The sequence below is a fragment of the Providencia sp. genome, assembly GCF_003533305.1.
GTDB lineage: Bacteria > Pseudomonadota > Gammaproteobacteria > Enterobacterales > Enterobacteriaceae > Providencia.
Window position 1 is genome coordinate 20,654 of sequence record NZ_DOEH01000025.1, and the last position, 16,520, is coordinate 37,173.

A 16,520-nucleotide genomic window follows, 5' to 3' on the forward strand; every position below is an offset into this window, starting at 1 on the left:
TAGCCTCTCCTGATGTTCGTTATGTTCTTTCTAGTTTGTGTTCATCATATAAAAGCGTTAATCGTCAAAAAGACTGTTTATACAGCGCTTCTAGTTGCATCGAATTCACTTCCCGTGGGTTAGTCGGTGTGCAACTATCACGCAGCGCCTGCCCAACCATTTCCGCTAAGCGGGTATTAAAATCTATTTCATTGACACCCGTTGCCTGAATGCCTTTTGGCATATTCATCTCATCTTTCAGTACGTTAATCGCCACTATCAGGCTTTCAACACCTTCACGAACGGTTGATGATGGCAAATTCAAGTTTTTTGCTAATCTCGCGTAGCGTTTAGCAGCTTCATTACTGCATTGCCCATTAATATCTGCATTAAAAGCAACTACTTGTGCCATTAAAATGGCATTAGCACGGCCATGGGGAATGTGAAATACGCCGCCTAATGCATGTGCCAAACTGTGGGTAATACCTAAAGATGCATTGGTAAAAGCCATTCCTGCGATACAAGACGCGTTATGCATTTTTTCTCGAGCAAGCAAATTACTGCCTTCGCGATAACAATCAATCAGATGTCCAAAGACCAATTGAACCGCTTTTTCTGCCAGTGCATCTGAAAAGTCAGATGCGGTACGAGAGACATAAGCCTCTAAAGCGTGGCATAACACATCCATTCCAGTATCCGCAGTAATCGAAGCGGGTACTGACTTCACTAATGCAGGGTCAAGAATGGCAACGTCTGGCAACATAAATTCATCAACCAAAACCAATTTTTCTGACTTTGATTTAATCACTGAAAATGACGTTACTTCAGAGCCAGTACCACTGGTTGTTGGGATCGCAATAAACTGTGGCTTTGCTCTATTCAAATCTTTTTGTGTATGCCAAAGGGAGTAAATAACAGCTTTTGCAGCATCGATAACAGACCCACCACCGAGTGCGATAACTAAATCTGGATACTGCATATCCATGATTTTCATCCCTTTCACAATGGCAGCAATGTCCGGGTCTGGTGCAACATCATCATAAATAGAAAAGGTGACGCCGCTATCTTGCAACCGACGGGTGACTTCATCGGCCAAACCAAACTTCACCATCGCTTTATCCGTCACGATAAATGCGTGCCTAGCACTGACTTGAGAGATAAAATCCAGCGCATTCGCACCAAATTGAACTTTGGGTTTAATCAAAAACTGATTCATGCTGCTTTACTCCCTGTTATCCCGATAAACCTTCTCAACAATGGCAACCACTGACATGGCTTTGTATCTATCTTTATTCAAAGCGAAGTAAGCTTCCGCTAAGACAATGTCATTAATTCCGGCACCGACACTGTCAACCGCGACATACGTTTTGTCTTTCAACGGCTCAAGGTCATCACCCAGTACAGAGATCATCAGTAAGTTACTACCGCTGAGCTCTTGGCATTTTTGCGTTGCGACAACATGTCCGATTACCTTTGCAAGGATCATGGTTTATACCGCCTTATTTCAATGAGTTACTTACTGAGACGTCCAAGAACTGCCTTAATAATTTGCTCGACATTCTCTTCAGTTATGTCACTTTGTGCGACGGTAGTTTCGGCTCTAGGGGCAGTATTCATTGCGCTACCAAATCTATCATCACCATGATTGTTGGCAGGTGAATAGGCACAGGTTGTCGCAACGGATGAGTTAAAAAACCGCTCATCATCCAAAATACTCACAGGTGACTGGCTAACATTCACCGCTACCACTGGTGAAGCTGAGCAATTCGGCGCTTGAGTCGGCTGTTTAAGATCGTCAATGGAACGTACCCCATAACCGACTTTACGAATATTTAGCAGGTTCATCGGTCCAACGTTGTCAGAACTTGAACCACCACCGATAGCACCACAACCGAGCGTCAATGCCGGAGTCAGATTAGTGGTTGCACCAATGCCACCCAATGATGCAGGGGTATTGATCAAAATTCGGTTAACCGGTTTTTCAAGCGAGAACTGACGGATGACATCTTCGTTTTGCGTATGGATCACTAAGGTATGACCAAGGCCTTCGTTAGTGAGTAAATCAACCACACGATGACAAGCTGATTTCCAATCTTCTTCGATGTACATGCCTAAAATTGGGCATAGTTTTTCGCGGGAGTATGGATTTTTGGGTGAAACGGTATCTTGTAGTGCAATCAATACACGGGTATTAGCAGGAATAGTGAAACCTGCACGTTGGCTAAGATAAAGAGCATCCTTTCCAACAACTTCTGGATTAATGGTGCCATTACCTCGCAATAGCATTGATGCCATGCGCTTAGCTTCATCATCATTCATAAAGTAAGCGCCTTGTGCTAACAACTCACGGTGCACTTCGTTATAAATACAGCGTTCAACAATGATGGATTGCTCAGATGCGCAAATAACGCCATTATCAAACGTTTTACTGGTAATAATGTCGCTAACTGCTTTTTTGATATCAGCACTGCGTTCGATGAAAGCTGGGCCATTACCCGGTCCACCACTGATAGTTGGTGTACCTGATGCATAGGCAGCGCGTACCATTGCTTCACCGCCTGTCGCCAAAATTAATGAAACATCTTTGCTATGCATTAATTCTTTGGTGGCATCTAATGTCAGCATAGTAACGCCATCGACGATACCTTCAGGCGCACCAGCCTCTAAAGCCGCTTTTTTAACAATTTCTAATGTACGAAAACTACAAGCCTTCGCATTTGGATGTGGGGAAAAGACGATTGCATTACCTGCCTTTAAGGCAATCAATGTTTTATAGATAATGGTCGATGTCGGGTTCGTTGATGGCACAAGTGCCGTAATGACCCCTAATGGAACGCCCACTTCCATGACTTTATTGATTTTGTCATCACTAATGATGCCAACGGTTTTTAGATCTTTTATGTGTTCATAGACACGCAGTGAAGCGAATGTATTTTTCAGGACCTTATCTTGCCATTTCCCAAAACCAGTCTCTTCATTTGCCATTTTCGCTAACTCTTCAGCGTGAAGCGCCGATTCAATAGCGATGTGTTTAACGATACTGTCGATTTTTTCCTGCGAAAAAGTAGCAAAAATATTCTGCGCCTGCTTCGCGTTTCTAACTAGCTCTCTTGCCAGTTGTCTGGATTGCAAATCTTTATCTAATGCAACCATGTCTTCCCCCGTACCGGAGTCAAAAATTAACTAAATAAATTTGTTGTCTAGAATGACGATGTCTCAGCCCACAACTTAGGCTTTGTGCTGCTGTGCAATTTTGCCGATATCGTTATGTGGTCTTGCAATAACGCGTGAAGTCACCACTGTGCCAACACGTTTTGCTGCTTCAACGCCAGATTCCACTGCGGCATTCACTGCACCAACATCACCTTTTACCATCGCCGTAACTAGCCCAGAACCCACGTTTTCATAACCGATTAACTCAACGTTTGCCGCTTTACACATGGCATCCGCAGCTTCAATGCACGCTACCAGACCTTTAGTTTCGATTAGACCAAGTGCTTCTTTCATCAGTAATTTCCTTTTTATTCCGTGACTTTATATTGGGCGACGATTTTTTGAATATCGCTATGAGGACGTGCAATAACCAAAGAAGTCACCACGGTGCCGATGCGCGATGCTGATTCAACACCTGATTCAACTGCCGCTTTTACCGCACCAACATCGCCCTTCACCATTGCAGTAACTAAACCTGACCCAACATTTTCATAACCAATCAGCACGACATTTGCGGCTTTACACATAGAATCAGCCGCTTCAATACAAGCTACTAACCCTTGAGTTTCGATAAGACCTAATGCGTCACCCATATATTTTTCTCCGGAAAAAATTATGCTTTGTGTTTAATGACAATTTTGCTGATGTCGTTGTGCGGACGAGCAATAACTAAAGAAGTCACCACTTCACCAACACGTTGAGCAGATTCAACACCGGAATCAACAGCCGCTTTAACTGCACCAACATCGCCTTTTACCATCGCGGTCACCAGACCAGATCCGACATTTTCGTAGCCGATTAGCTCAACATTCGCGGCTTTGCACATTGCATCAGCTGCTTCAATACAAGCCACCAGACCTTTAGTTTCAATAAGACCTAATGCATCACCCATTGTTATTTCCTCCGAGAAACCGTTTTACGGTTTCTTGTGCTAAAGAGTTCGAGAAAGAGTTCGAGATAACTCAAGCCAATGTGCTTGCGTGGTGATTCCATTGAACGCAGCGCTTGGCTTCAAACTCACTATAGTCCTCGGAAATTAAAACAAAATATAAATCCACAAATAGACATTAATTAGATTAATACTCTAAAAATTAAATAATTAATTCACCAATTCACATAACAATGCTGATAATTCTAATAATTCACGTATCTGTATTGTCGAGAGAAATAACAAAAGTGTAGATTTAGGGATAATAGGAGGGATTGTTAACAGGATATTATTGAACTGAAAAAAGACCGTAATTTGAGCGATGATAACTGCGGTAGCGGTCACTGACTTATAAGGTTCTCTTGCTATCGCTTTTGTACAAAATGAAATATTTAAAGTGCATATTTTCATCATCACGTAAGTGGTTAACAGCTTAACTTTATAAATAAACTGCTTATTAAGAATGTCGAAAATACGCTAAATGATTGGTCATTAAGAATGCCGAAAATACACTAAATAATTGGTCATTAAGAATGCCGAAAGAAGCCAACAACGCCACAAATTGAAGTATGAAGAGTATTGGGGAGCATACACAAGTATGTGACTCGAATAGCCGAGAGAAGCCAACAACGTCACAAATTAAAGTATGAAGAGTATAAATAGGCTAATCGAACTTGCTACCTTGCTTTAAGGTGCAGATATAGAGAGGAGAATTCAGAGAGCTAAGCAATATCGTTTTATCATTCAGCTTTTGTGCATTTAAAAATAGCCCATCATGGCTGTTTGACATTTCTCGCATAAAGTAATCAAAGATAACATTAGGAGATTCATCTATCGACGAGGCACTTGATTCCCATTGGCTAATATTATAATGCCTTTCTGTGGGTGACACCCGTTTAGTTGTATAATTAAATTTCACATAGCGCTGCAAATAAAGCCAACCCGCCTTGGAATCGGTATATCCTTCAACAACAATAGCCCCTTGCCCATTTGCACTAAAACTAAAGTGAATATTTGCATTAACGTTTTCATCAATCATATTTTCAAAACGCATAATGCCTTTCGTTGAACAAGACATCATTCCATCATTTTTATTTGAAAGTATCACTGACTGCGTATAAATAGCCACGATAATAAACAACAAGCCACTTATTAAGCACAGTACTTTCCCTGTTATTTTCATGATGGTTTCCAAGAATAATAAAAATAGTTATCACAGTAGCTAAATGGATTATCTTCATTCACCGCACAGTGCGCTAAAAATACCCTTCCTAGGCCATTGGTTTGTAATTTATCACCATAAAAGAAAACAAATTTTTCCTTTTCAACACACTTTAAATTTAAGTTATTACGTACGGTATCAAAATTTTGCACGTACTTGAGAGCAACCGTGCCATTAATCATCTTTTCATTCGATAGCGCATCACATTGGCTATGCTCTAATACAGTCAAATTAATAGGTTGTGATGGTTTATCTGTAAAATAAGCCATAATAGCCAACAATAAGGAGCATAAAAGAAAAGCACCGCTGGCTAAATACCAGCAAATTTCTTTTTTTTCTTTGGTTAATGGAACCGTTCTTTTTTGAGGTGTAATTTGCAATGGTATAGGTTCAGTATTTGGCGATGAAACAACAGTGGCCTCACCTATCTCACTTAAATTATTGATCAGTCTCGTTGAATTAAAAGCTGTGTCATCAATAACCTCAACCAATATCTCCGGATTAAATTCTAAGCGTCCTCTTGCCACAGTCACAATAATGTTTTCGATACCGTACTGGCGGAATGCTTTTCTCAATAAGCTTAGATATTGATTCAAATTACTATTAGATGACACTAACCCATTATCATCCCAAACTGCTTTTAAGACATCATCACGGGAAATAACACCACGATTTTGTATAAAATAAAATAACAATGCATTGGCAGTAATCGATAGCTGAGTGCTCACCTCACCTTCTTTCAAAGATAAAGTGCCATCAGCTGAATCATAAATAATTAAGGCATTTATTTTATATTTCACTGCCGCCTCATTCTATTTTTAGATTAATTTTTATTTTGAGTATTAATCAATTTTTTCAAATGAAATCTGGGTTAATCGACTGACAATTGCATCACACTCTTGTTTTGATAAAGTTTGCCCCTCAGTAAGAGCAGAAAGCCACAATCCATCCGCCGCATAGCGAACTAATGCACCTAAATAACTATTATCAAACTCATCGCCTTTTTCTAAATGCCCGAGTACCCAATCTCGCCAACATTTACGCAATACAGGCTCAGTAGGCATCGCTAATGATAATAATGCGAGCTGAAAACTTTCATCAGATTCTTTTAACTCACCAATATAATGTAGATAAGCCCGAGAAAACCGACCATAACAATTTGAATCATTCACCATAATAATATTAATGCGCTCATCCATAATCTCTAATAATTGAATGAATAAAGCATGAATAAGCTCCTGCTTACTGGGAAAGTGATGCAATAGGCCACCTTTACTCACTCCCGCCTCACGTGCCACCGCATTAAGAGAAAGGGAACCAATACCTTCTCTACCGGCAATAATTCGTGCCGCCTTGAGCAACTCCTCTTGTCGTTTTATGGGATCTTTTTTTCTATGCTGCACCGAATTATTCATGACACGAATGATACCGACCAGTCGGTATGTTTCATGTTGACTCAAATCAAGTAACCCTAATTTGATAAAGGTTAAATCTAAATACTGTAATTTGCCTCACAATATTTATTAATAATTTCCGTTAACTACCTAATTAGTTTAAAAATTAAAATAAAGTTTATGAGAAAAAAGACATTTAGGTATAAATAAAATGAAACTTAATTTAACTTAGTTTTGCAGATAAATGAATTATGATGTTTAATAATTAGAGTGAAATATAATCCTTATTAAATACAGTATGTATTAAACATCTGTATTTAACTCACGAAAAAAGAGGTTTCCATCATGTCTAATCAATATAATATTGGTGTTATTGTCGGTAGTTTACGTGCAGATTCATACAATTTAAAAGTTGCTAAAGCCATCACCAAATTATTTCCAACCAACTACTCTTTTAAATTCATTAATATTAGTGAGTTACCTCTATATAACCAAGAAGCTGATCAACAAGTTCCAGCTGTTGTCGCCAATTTCAAAGCTCAAATCAAATCCTGTGATGGCATCATTTTTGCCACACCTGAATATAACCGCTCAATTCCCGGCGTATTAAAAAATGCTATCGACCAAGGCTCTCGCCCATGGGGAGATAATTCGTGGAATGGTATTCCTGCGGGCGTATTAGGCGTATCTATTGGTAACATTAGTACAGCTATCGCGCAACAGCATTTGCGTAATAGCCTTGCCTTCTTAAACATGCCAACGATGAATCAACCTGAATGTTTCTTGAAATGGTATGACGACATGGTAGATGCACAAGGCAACATCTCACCAAAAAGCAAAGATTTCCTTCAACCTTGGGCTGATACTTTTGCAAAATTTGTAAGCCACAATGTAGCCAAATAAATAATTTACCATTCAAGTGTTAAGCGCATCATGAGGATGCGCTTAAATTCCGAACATAGACGAATTAACGTCCTGCTTTTAATTTTTGGAAATACTCTTCATAAATAATATTGGTATTACCGACATCACTTTGCCATTCACCTTTTTGTAGCACAGGTTCACTAGGATACAGTGATGGGTCATTAGCTATTTCAGCAGGTAACAGTTTCTTCGCGGCCAAATTTGGTGTTGGGTAACCAATAGACTGTGCAACTTGTGCAGCAATTTCAGGACGTAGCAGGAAATTAATCAGCTGATGTGCCCCTTCAACGTTTTTCGCATTGGAGGGAATTGCTAAACTGTCCATCCAAAAAATACCGCCTTCTTTTGGCCAAACGACTTCAATTGGTAAACCCGCTTGTCTTGCTACAAAAGCAGAACCATTCCACAGCATACCGACATCCACTTCGCCCTCAATAAAAGGCGTCGCTGGATTATCTGAGTTGAAGGCTAAAATATTTGGGCGCAGTTTTTGCAACTCTTTATAGGCTTCTTCAATTTGTTTCGGATCCATCGTGTTACCCGAATAACCCAATTTAGTTAACGCAACTTGAAAGACTTCTCGCGCATCATCCATCATTAGCAAACTATTTTTATATTCAGGTTTCCAGAAATCGGCCCAGGATGTAACCGAACCCGGATCAACTGCCTCACCATTGATACCAATACCTGTAGCACCCCAAATATAAGGTACTGAATAATCATTTTGCGGATCAAACTCTTTATGGATGAGATTTGGATCAAGATTCTTAAAGTTACTAAGCTTATCTTTATCAATTTTTTGCAGCATCCCCTCTTTACTCATTTTAGAAATAAAATAAGTCGACGGAACCACCAAATCATAAGCCCCTTCTTTATAGGTTTTGAGTTTGGTATACATGCTTTCGTTTGATTCATAGGTAGAGTAAATCACTTTGATACCAGTTTCTTTCGTGAATTGCTCTAATAAACCGGGGGGAACATACTCTGTCCAGTTATAGAAATACAGTACGTTTTTATTATCGTCAGCGGCAGTTGCCGTGCCAATGCTTGCAGCCATTACACCTGCGGCCAGCAGATAGGACCATTTTTTCATTCCTGAGTTTCCCTCAACACAGTGCTTTCTTATATCTTATAGGCCCAATTGGAGCCCACCCTCGCGCCTAATGGCAGTGAAAAATAATGTCGTATTGCATCGATGACTCTTGCATTTATAACGACATCAACTAGTTATCGTATTAATCTATTTAATATTTGTGCGTTTTGAATACTTATCTCTCATTACCCACTGACTGAGACAAACAAGAAGTAGTGACATCAGCAGCAGAACTGTCGCCAGAGCATTTACCTCAGGAGAAACACCCACTTTCACCATAGAGTATATTTTCAGCGGCAAAATTTCATAACTTGGTCCGGTGACAAAGGAAGAAACAACCACATCATCCATCGACAACGTGAAACTCAATAACCAGCCCGCCACAACCGCAGGCATTGCTAGAGGTAAAATTATTTTACGTAAAATAGTAAATTCTCCCGCACCTAAATCTCGTGCGGCTTCTAGCATTTTCACATCGAAATCTTTCAATCTCGCATAAACAGTCACCACCACAAAAGGCAGACAAAAAGTAATATGAGAAAACAATAATGACCAAAAACCAAGGGAAACCCCAAGGATCATAAATAAAACTAACAACGATATTGCCATCACGATATCTGGGGACATCATGACGACAAAAAGCATTCCACCGACAAAAGGTTTTCCTCTGAAGCGATAACGGAATAAAGCAACAGCAGTTAATGTGCCGATAATTGTCGCAAACGTCGCTGAAAGTATCGCCATCGTTAACGAATGCCCAGCCGCTTCTAATAAACTATCGTTATTGCTTAATAGTTCATACCATTTGGTTGAAAACCCTTGCCACTGAATGCCAAAGCGAGACTCATTGAACGAATTAACAATCAGAATAATGATTGGGATATAAAGATAAGCGTAAATAATGGCCATGAAGCCACCGCGAAAAGTACGTCCGATCATTCTTCATAGGCCTTTTTATTCAAAAGCTTAGCAGCCCGATAATACACATACAGCAATAATCCCATCATCAGTGTGAGGAAAATACTGGTTGCTGCCCCAAATGGCCAATCTCGAATATTAAGGAATTGACTTTTAATCACATTACCAATTAAAAGATTCTTAGCACCGCCCATTAAATCAGCGACATAGAACAATCCCATCGCGGGTAATAACACTAACAAGCACCCTGCAATAATACCCGGCATGGTTAATGGAATGATGATTTTAATGAAGGTTTGGAATTTGTTAGCACCCAAATCTCTTGCCGCTTCCAAATATGATTTATCCAGTTTTTCAATGCTAGAATAGAGCGGCATCACCATAAATGGCAACAGAATATAAATCAGCCCTAAAATAACAGCTTCTGGTGTGTACATCAGCCTGATAGGCTTTTCTATGATGCCAATCCACAACAAAAAATCATTCAAATAACCTTTGGTGCTCAAAAAAACTTTTAGACCATAAATTCGGATCAATGAGTTGGTCCAAAATGGCACAATAAGCAAAAATAACATCAACGGCTGTATGCGCTTAGGTAACCTTGCCAACATAAAGGCAAATGGATAACCAATAACCAAACAAAAGAAGGTGGCAATTAAAGCCATATTCAGTGAGTGCAACATCACTTCAGCGTACATGGGATCGGATAGGCGAATATAATTATCCCACGTAAAAACTAAGTCGACTAAGTTAGCATCACTACGGGTCAAAAAACTGGTGCCAATAATCATCAAATTAGGCAAAAATACAAATAGTACCAGCCAAGCAACCACACCGATGATGATGACATTCTGCAAAATTTTATGTTTACGAATGATCATCCAGAACTACCTCCCAGCTTTCTACCCAAGTTACTGCAACTTTTTGGTTAAGAGAGTGGTCAACATCTGGGTCATCTTCATTGAAGAATTCGCTCACCATAATAATTTTGCCATCGTCCATTTCAACCACGGAATCTAAAGTCATTCCTTTATAGTTACGTTCACGCACATAACCTATAAGGCCAGGATGATTTTCTGCATCGTTGACTTCTTCAACACGTAGATCTTCAGGGCGTAATAGCACATTGACGTGTTGCCCTTCTTGAACGGAAAGAGAGGTGAAAATATCACATTCATGCCCCTCAACGTTGGCTCGAATACGATTATCATCAATACGGTATAAAACATTCGCATCAAAAATATTAATTTCGCCAATAAATTGAGCAACAAATAAATTTTTAGGTTCCTCATAAATCTCACGAGGCGTACCATCTTGCTCAATTTTACCTTCTCGCATCACAATAATGCGGTCAGACATTGCCAACGCTTCTTCTTGATCGTGAGTCACAAATACAAAGGTGATCCCCAGTTTTCGCTGAAGTGCTTTTAGCTCATTCTGCATTTGTTTACGCAGTTTATAATCTAAAGCAGATAAAGATTCATCCAACAATAAGATTTTAGGTCGATTAACCACTGCACGCGCAATAGCAACCCGCTGTTGCTGCCCGCCTGATAATTGGTTAGGTCGACGTGTCGCAAATTCGTCAAGTTGCACCATACGTAATGCTTGAACAACCCGCTGTTGAATATCAGCTGTTGGCGTTTTTTGCATACGCAAACCGAATGCAACGTTATCAAAAACGGTCATATGGGGAAATAATGCATAGCTTTGAAATACAGTATTGACGAAACGCTGCTCCGCCGGGATATCTGTAATATCTTGCCCATCAAGGATAATTTGACCATCATCCACATCTTCAAGGCCTGCTATCAGGCGTAAAACTGTCGTTTTACCACAACCAGAAGGGCCTAGAATGGTTAAAAATTCACCATTATGAATAGTTAGATCAAGTTCAGAAATAATTTTTTTGCCGTCAAAACCTTTACTTAAAGATTTTAATTCGACAAGTGGTGTCAGAGAGGTTGTCTCAGTCATTTATAATACACTCTATCCCGAAGAATAATGCAGATAGAACCGCCACCGTTAAAGACTGTATAAGCTTGTCGGATCTTCCCCAGCAAAGCCCAAACCAGTAGCGCCATTTAAAGTTCATTAAGCCAAGCATGATAAACACTGTTTCTGCAAATTGAAAGCCATTTTCAGCATTTCGTTTGGCTTTCATTATGAATTGCCAACAAATAAAATACCTTTTTGATAAAAACAACCAATATAGCAGCATAAGTTATTGGCTTGTCATTATCCGTTAGTTTTCATGACGTATTCAATTTAAATAATAATATTTAATATCATTAAATTCATCACATTAGGCTATAAAATAAAAAACATCATTAATTCCAATTTAAATAATTATTATTTACCTGATAAGTAAATTCCCGTTATTTATGAATCCCGTTTATTCCTAAGGATATTAAAATGATAAATTTAAATAACCAAATAAGTTATTTATAAGTCTATTTCATAATTAAACGCTAAAAACAGTAGGAATTTAATAACATTTATAACAAATAATTAAAATAACAGTTAATTATATTATAATGTGACTTATCTCAAACTTTGACGCCCTCCTTTTTTTTATCCCCATAAGTTTAACCAGCATCATATTATCCCCTGCATCTCTTTGAATATAATGGTCAAATTGATATCATTTTAAATACTATTTTTTTATTTTTCGCTTCATTATGCCTCCTATAAGTATTCACTTTGCACCTCAAGAGTGAATTATATTAAGAATAAACATAAGCCTACCGGCGATTATTTTTTGGATATTCCACTGAAATTAATATGTGAGTGAACAAAATGGCTAATAAAGACTTTTTCTACCAAGAACCTTATCCTTTATCTGCGGATAAAACTGAATACTATCAAGTATCAGATAAATATGTTTCAACAGAACAATTTTTAGGTAAGCAAATCCTCAAAGTTGAGCCTGAAGCTCTAACGGTACTGGCTCAACAAGCTATTTACGATTCTCAATTTTTCCTAAGAGCCGCACACCAAAAACAAGTTGCTGCCATATTGCACGATCCCGAAGCTAGTGAGAACGATAAATATGTTGCACTACAGTTATTACGTAATGCGGAAATTTCGGCTAAAGGTATTTTACCCAACTGCCAAGATACAGGAACTGCGACTATTTTAGCGAAGAAAGGCCAGCAAGTATGGACTGATTGTAACGATGAAGCGTACTTGTCACGTGGTGTATACAATGTTTTCACACAAGAAAATTTACGTTACTCACAAAATGCCGCCTTAGATATGTATAACGAAGTCAATACAGGGACTAATTTACCTGCTCAAATTGATATTTTTGCCACCGAAGGCGACGAATACCATTTCCTATTCGTTAACAAAGGTGCAGGTTCTGCCAACAAATCAGCGCTATTTCAAGAAACTAAAACAATTTTGGAACCCGCAAAACTCAAAGCTTTCTTAATTGAAAAAATGAAATCTTTGGGGACTACAGCATGCCCGCCTTACCATATTGCATTTGTAATAGGGGGAACATCCGCAGAAGCAACATTGAAAGCCACTAAATTAGCCTCAACTAAATATTATGACAACCTGCCAACTACAGGTAATGAGTATGGGCGAGCATTCCGCGATGTGGAACTTGAAGATGCTCTCTTGGAAGCATCCCGTCACTTTGGTTTTGGTGCCCAGTTTGGGGGGAAATATTTTGCACATGATGTAAGAATTATTCGCTTACCTCGTCACGGTGGCTCTTGCCCAATTGGTTTGGCTATTTCATGTTCCTCTGACCGCAATATCAAAGCAAAAATAAATAAAGAAGGCTTATGGATTGAGAAAATGGAACACAATCCAGCTCAGTATATTCCTGAGTCTATGCGCCAACAACAAGAAGGCTCCGTTGTGCATATTGACCTCAATAGGCCAATGAAAGATATCCTAGCCGAACTCAGTAAACACCCAGTATCGACACGTGTTTCACTCAGTGGCCCCCTTATTATCGGACGTGATATCGCCCATGCTAAACTAAAAGAACGCTTAGATAATGGCGAAGAATTACCACAGTATTTTAAAGATCATATGGTGTATTACGCGGGCCCTGCAAAAAAACCTGAAGATATGGTTTCAGGTTCTTTAGGCCCAACAACAGGTAATCGAATGGACCCCTATGTCGATTTATTTCAGTCCCATGGCGGTAGTATGCTAATGCTAGCCAAAGGAAATCGTACCCAATCGGTAACGGATGCCTGTAAAAAACATGGGGGCTTCTATTTAGGTAGTATTGGGGGTTCCGCCGCAATTTTAGCGCAAGAATATGTCAAAAGTTTAAATTGCCTTGAATACCCAGAACTTGGGATGGAAGCTATTTGGAAAATGGAAGTTGAAGGACTTCCTGCCTTTATATTAGTTGATGACAAAGGTAATAACTTCTTTGAACAAGTTCAGGATGAAAGCTGTAAGAAATGTATTAAGTAGCATACATAACTAAATAGGATTTGCCACAAGGAGCAAGGGAATGCTCTGATTTCTACAAGTAATATGCTTTATTCAAAAAAAGCAGGCAATGCCTGCTTTTAAGACTCATACTAAATGTATGTTAATAATAGTTTATTCGGACAATTGTTGAGGCTGTAAAAGGTCCGGTTTTCACCGCTGATACCTTTTTAACAGACGCACTATAACTACGAGTCACAGAAGTACTACCTAAAGGTAAATTACCAAAGAATTGAAAGTAATTAAATTTCACTTGGTTACTTTTATCATCTAAGATTGTTAAATTAGTACCATTATTTAAATTAATCGCATAATCGCCATTCAGTTTATCGGTAGTTTCAAAATTAACATTCATTGAAAAATTATCTAAACACCCTCGTTTTACCGCTTGTATCTGAAAATCTTTTTTAAATTCTTTACCCTGATTAAGATCGGTAATCATCAGCTGCCCAAAATCAATTTGCTGAGACTCAGGGAAAACCTTAATGTCAGCACCACACTTTAAAAAACGAATTCCTTGTAATCCAGAGATAGAATATCGCAGATTTTTAGCACCTGGCGTTGTATTAATCCCCCCGCTTCCATCAAATTGGAAAACCGTAAACTGATTATCGCCCGTATAATTCCCCGATGGCGGTACCACGCCAGTCACTTTTATATATAAAGAGAAAGTTACGGTGACAGTCACATTCTGACCTTTACGTATTGGCGCCGTGCCAAGATTAACACGCTGTTGGTTTTGCTCTAATTGTTGCCCTTGGTAGTTAGCCCCAAGTAATAATCCAGTTCCTAAACGTTGAGATGTCGGATTAAAATACATATGAACAACGTCAACCATATTACCAAGAACATTATCGCAATACACCGTGACTGTCATAGGATCAGATTGCCAAATAACAGAACCCGCTTTCATGTCAGATGGAATAGCTAATTGCCCAACAGGTACAGCTGGTTTTATAACATCACCAGTACCCGCTTCAACACAGTCTAATGCAAATGTTTTAGGACTAATAAATGCCAAAACAAATAAAAAATAAAAACCATATTGTTTTATAAATTTGTGTATCATGATTTATACACCTTATTAAAGATAAGTAATATTTAAGGTAATCTGCGTTTTAATATTACCCACTGTTAATTCATTTTTAGCAAGATAGCTTTCCAACATTGAGTAAACGGTAATTTGCTGATTATCATCAAAATAAATCGGATAGTTTCGATATTCACCATTTGGAATAATATTGCCATTTTTATCAGTTAATCGAAGCCCGTACCCATTCAATATTGTTTTACCACCGAATAAATTTCGGTCTGTGCTGCCTGTTGGCTCTGAAATAAACATAATACGCACAACAGGTTCTCTATCATCTCGCCCACGACTTGGAAAAATGCAATCATCAAATTTTAATTTGACCTCTTGCTTAGGACTTCTATCGCCTATTTCATTAAAATAATTTAAAGAAATTGGCCCAAATTCAATATTTTGATCCATTGACGAAAAGCTAATCTTACAAGGTAGAGAAACAACATTTCCTGTAAAATTAAGATCTCCTCGCATCATGCTACTGTCTGCATAAGCATTGCCACAAAGCAGTGATAACATAAAAAGGCACATTGAAGCAGAGCAATTTCTCATCTCTAAAATCCTATTTGCTATCTTTATCTAACTGACATGAAGAGGCTGCACATTGGTATGTCAGCATTTTCATTCCACCGTAATCATCCATATAACCGGTATAAAGTTGACCGAAACCCGCAGTGGGTACTGTCACGCTTTCTTTTGATAATGGCGCTATCATCACACTGTCAAATCCAGTAAAATTTTGTTTGTTGTTATTACTTAAATAACCCAAAGTGACATAATATTTAGTCGGGTTTTCAATCAGTAATTGATTTCCTGAATGCGTATATTTCAATTCTTTAGCCCAAACTTTGTCACTATTATTTTCAATCTGAGCTGGGCGATAAAACATTTTCAAACGGCTTTGAATAGCAATTTGAACAACATTTTCTTTATCAGCAACTGGGGGAATTTCACGTACGTTTAAATAAAATAAAGATTCTCTGTCCTGAGGGAGTTGGTCAATCCCTTCAGTTTGCACTATTTTTATTTGATTTTTGGCATTTGGCTCAACACGTTGCATTGGCGGTAATACCGTAAAAGGTTCTGCAATTTTATTTCCTTTTTCATCTTCCATCCATGATTGAGCTAAATATGGCATGGTTTTACTTTGGTTATTAATAACCAAACTAATGGACTTATCTTTGCCCGGAAAAATAATTCGAGTACGGTCAATGTTAATTGCAGCGGAAGCATACTGCATACCGATAAAAATTAATGACAAACTTAAAATAACGTTATTTATTTTACGCATAAAAACTTTC

The 16,520-nt window shown here is 38.6% G+C and carries 19 protein-coding genes; 2 read left to right on the top strand and 17 right to left on the bottom strand.

Annotated features, from left to right (window positions below; genetic code table 11):
- Positions 1–64: 64 nt before the first annotated feature.
- From DD649_RS16680 to DD649_RS16720, 9 genes are all read right to left on the bottom strand, one after another.
- A complete protein-coding gene (locus tag DD649_RS16680) occupies positions 65–1,195 on the bottom strand; it encodes a 1-propanol dehydrogenase PduQ (RefSeq protein WP_336430976.1) in 1,131 nt (376 codons plus the stop codon).
- Between the two features lie 6 nt (positions 1,196–1,201).
- Positions 1,202–1,465, bottom strand: a complete 264-nt coding sequence (locus DD649_RS16685) for a EutN/CcmL family microcompartment protein (RefSeq protein ID WP_294109617.1) — start codon at positions 1,463–1,465, stop codon at positions 1,202–1,204.
- Between the two features lie 26 nt (positions 1,466–1,491).
- On the bottom strand, positions 1,492–3,132 hold the full coding sequence (locus tag DD649_RS16690; protein WP_294109619.1) for an acetaldehyde dehydrogenase (acetylating): 1,641 nt from the start codon (positions 3,130–3,132) through the stop codon (positions 1,492–1,494).
- 75 nt (positions 3,133–3,207) lie between these two features.
- Positions 3,208–3,486, bottom strand: a complete 279-nt coding sequence (locus tag DD649_RS16695) for a BMC domain-containing protein (RefSeq protein WP_006658501.1) — start codon at positions 3,484–3,486, stop codon at positions 3,208–3,210.
- A 14-nt stretch (positions 3,487–3,500) separates the two neighbouring features.
- Positions 3,501–3,785: a BMC domain-containing protein gene (locus tag DD649_RS16700; RefSeq protein WP_294109640.1), complete on the bottom strand. Its 285-nt coding sequence runs from the start codon at positions 3,783–3,785 to the stop codon at positions 3,501–3,503.
- Between the two features lie 20 nt (positions 3,786–3,805).
- Positions 3,806–4,084: a BMC domain-containing protein gene (locus DD649_RS16705; protein WP_294109642.1), complete on the bottom strand. Its 279-nt coding sequence runs from the start codon at positions 4,082–4,084 to the stop codon at positions 3,806–3,808.
- A gap of 700 nt (positions 4,085–4,784) precedes the next feature.
- Positions 4,785–5,303, bottom strand: a complete 519-nt coding sequence (locus DD649_RS16710) for a FidL-like protein (protein ID WP_294109644.1) — start codon at positions 5,301–5,303, stop codon at positions 4,785–4,787.
- The gene (locus DD649_RS16715; protein WP_336430977.1) at positions 5,300–6,142 is read right to left on the bottom strand and encodes a winged helix-turn-helix domain-containing protein; all 843 of its coding nucleotides are present in this window, start codon (positions 6,140–6,142) and stop codon (positions 5,300–5,302) included. The genes DD649_RS16710 and DD649_RS16715 overlap by 4 nt, the downstream gene beginning before the upstream one ends.
- A 42-nt stretch (positions 6,143–6,184) precedes the next feature.
- Positions 6,185–6,757: a TetR/AcrR family transcriptional regulator gene (locus DD649_RS16720; RefSeq protein WP_294109702.1), complete on the bottom strand. Its 573-nt coding sequence runs from the start codon at positions 6,755–6,757 to the stop codon at positions 6,185–6,187.
- A 324-nt stretch (positions 6,758–7,081) separates the two neighbouring features.
- Here DD649_RS16720 and DD649_RS16725 point away from each other — a divergent pair, with 324 nt between their 5' ends.
- A complete protein-coding gene (locus DD649_RS16725; protein WP_294109649.1) occupies positions 7,082–7,639 on the top strand; it encodes an NAD(P)H-dependent oxidoreductase in 558 nt (185 codons plus the stop codon).
- 64 nt (positions 7,640–7,703) lie between these two features.
- Here DD649_RS16725 and potD read toward each other — a convergent pair whose 3' ends face one another.
- The 5 genes from potD to DD649_RS20155 all read right to left on the bottom strand — a co-directional run bounded on the left by potD (position 7,704) and on the right by DD649_RS20155 (position 11,835).
- Positions 7,704–8,753: a spermidine/putrescine ABC transporter substrate-binding protein PotD gene (potD, locus tag DD649_RS16730; protein ID WP_294109651.1), complete on the bottom strand. Its 1,050-nt coding sequence runs from the start codon at positions 8,751–8,753 to the stop codon at positions 7,704–7,706.
- A gap of 147 nt (positions 8,754–8,900) precedes the next feature.
- On the bottom strand, positions 8,901–9,692 hold the full coding sequence (gene potC / locus DD649_RS16735; protein ID WP_294109653.1) for a spermidine/putrescine ABC transporter permease PotC: 792 nt from the start codon (positions 9,690–9,692) through the stop codon (positions 8,901–8,903).
- A complete protein-coding gene (gene potB / locus DD649_RS16740; protein WP_336430978.1) occupies positions 9,689–10,552 on the bottom strand; it encodes a spermidine/putrescine ABC transporter permease PotB in 864 nt (287 codons plus the stop codon). The genes potC and potB overlap by 4 nt, the downstream gene beginning before the upstream one ends.
- Positions 10,539–11,648: a spermidine/putrescine ABC transporter ATP-binding protein PotA gene (potA, locus tag DD649_RS16745; RefSeq protein ID WP_294109655.1), complete on the bottom strand. Its 1,110-nt coding sequence runs from the start codon at positions 11,646–11,648 to the stop codon at positions 10,539–10,541. The genes potB and potA overlap by 14 nt, the downstream gene beginning before the upstream one ends.
- Complete coding sequence (locus tag DD649_RS20155) at positions 11,641–11,835, bottom strand: hypothetical protein (RefSeq protein WP_336430979.1); 195 nt, start codon at positions 11,833–11,835, stop codon at positions 11,641–11,643. Before DD649_RS20155 ends, potA begins: the two co-directional genes overlap by 8 nt.
- A 635-nt stretch (positions 11,836–12,470) precedes the next feature.
- Here DD649_RS20155 and DD649_RS16750 point away from each other — a divergent pair.
- Positions 12,471–14,117 (top strand): fumarate hydratase, encoded by a 1,647-nt coding sequence (locus DD649_RS16750; protein ID WP_294109657.1) that lies wholly within the window; start codon positions 12,471–12,473, stop codon positions 14,115–14,117.
- 121 nt (positions 14,118–14,238) lie between these two features.
- Here DD649_RS16750 and DD649_RS16755 read toward each other — a convergent pair whose 3' ends face one another.
- Genes DD649_RS16755 through DD649_RS16765 form a run of 3 tightly spaced genes read right to left on the bottom strand, consistent with a single transcriptional unit; the run spans position 14,239 to position 16,510 of the window.
- The gene (locus DD649_RS16755; protein WP_294109659.1) at positions 14,239–15,204 is read right to left on the bottom strand and encodes a fimbrial protein; all 966 of its coding nucleotides are present in this window, start codon (positions 15,202–15,204) and stop codon (positions 14,239–14,241) included.
- A gap of 15 nt (positions 15,205–15,219) precedes the next feature.
- Positions 15,220–15,771 (bottom strand): fimbrial protein, encoded by a 552-nt coding sequence (locus DD649_RS16760; RefSeq protein ID WP_294109660.1) that lies wholly within the window; start codon positions 15,769–15,771, stop codon positions 15,220–15,222.
- Positions 15,772–15,781: 10 nt separating this feature from the next.
- Entirely contained in the window at positions 15,782–16,510 is a 729-nt protein-coding gene (locus DD649_RS16765) for a molecular chaperone (RefSeq protein WP_294109662.1), read from the bottom strand.
- Positions 16,511–16,520: the final 10 nt, after the last annotated feature.

Coding starts and splice junctions, on each gene's coding strand:
- DD649_RS16680 (WP_336430976.1), bottom strand. CDS start 1,195: ATGAATCAGTTTTTGATTAAACCCAAAGTTCAATTTGGTGCGAATGCG.
- DD649_RS16685 (WP_294109617.1), bottom strand. CDS start 1,465: ATGATCCTTGCAAAGGTAATCGGACATGTTGTCGCAACGCAAAAATGC.
- DD649_RS16690 (WP_294109619.1), bottom strand. CDS start 3,132: ATGGTTGCATTAGATAAAGATTTGCAATCCAGACAACTGGCAAGAGAG.
- DD649_RS16695 (WP_006658501.1), bottom strand. CDS start 3,486: ATGAAAGAAGCACTTGGTCTAATCGAAACTAAAGGTCTGGTAGCGTGC.
- DD649_RS16700 (WP_294109640.1), bottom strand. CDS start 3,785: ATGGGTGACGCATTAGGTCTTATCGAAACTCAAGGGTTAGTAGCTTGT.
- DD649_RS16705 (WP_294109642.1), bottom strand. CDS start 4,084: ATGGGTGATGCATTAGGTCTTATTGAAACTAAAGGTCTGGTGGCTTGT.
- DD649_RS16710 (WP_294109644.1), bottom strand. CDS start 5,303: ATGAAAATAACAGGGAAAGTACTGTGCTTAATAAGTGGCTTGTTGTTT.
- DD649_RS16720 (WP_294109702.1), bottom strand. CDS start 6,757: ATGAATAATTCGGTGCAGCATAGAAAAAAAGATCCCATAAAACGACAA.
- DD649_RS16725 (WP_294109649.1), top strand. CDS start 7,082: ATGTCTAATCAATATAATATTGGTGTTATTGTCGGTAGTTTACGTGCA.
- potD (WP_294109651.1), bottom strand. CDS start 8,753: ATGAAAAAATGGTCCTATCTGCTGGCCGCAGGTGTAATGGCTGCAAGC.
- potC (WP_294109653.1), bottom strand. CDS start 9,692: ATGATCGGACGTACTTTTCGCGGTGGCTTCATGGCCATTATTTACGCT.
- potB (WP_336430978.1), bottom strand. CDS start 10,552: ATGATCATTCGTAAACATAAAATTTTGCAGAATGTCATCATCATCGGT.
- potA (WP_294109655.1), bottom strand. CDS start 11,648: ATGACTGAGACAACCTCTCTGACACCACTTGTCGAATTAAAATCTTTA.
- DD649_RS20155 (WP_336430979.1), bottom strand. CDS start 11,835: ATGAAAGCCAAACGAAATGCTGAAAATGGCTTTCAATTTGCAGAAACA.
- DD649_RS16750 (WP_294109657.1), top strand. CDS start 12,471: ATGGCTAATAAAGACTTTTTCTACCAAGAACCTTATCCTTTATCTGCG.
- DD649_RS16755 (WP_294109659.1), bottom strand. CDS start 15,204: ATGATACACAAATTTATAAAACAATATGGTTTTTATTTTTTATTTGTT.
- DD649_RS16760 (WP_294109660.1), bottom strand. CDS start 15,771: ATGAGAAATTGCTCTGCTTCAATGTGCCTTTTTATGTTATCACTGCTT.
- DD649_RS16765 (WP_294109662.1), bottom strand. CDS start 16,510: ATGCGTAAAATAAATAACGTTATTTTAAGTTTGTCATTAATTTTTATC.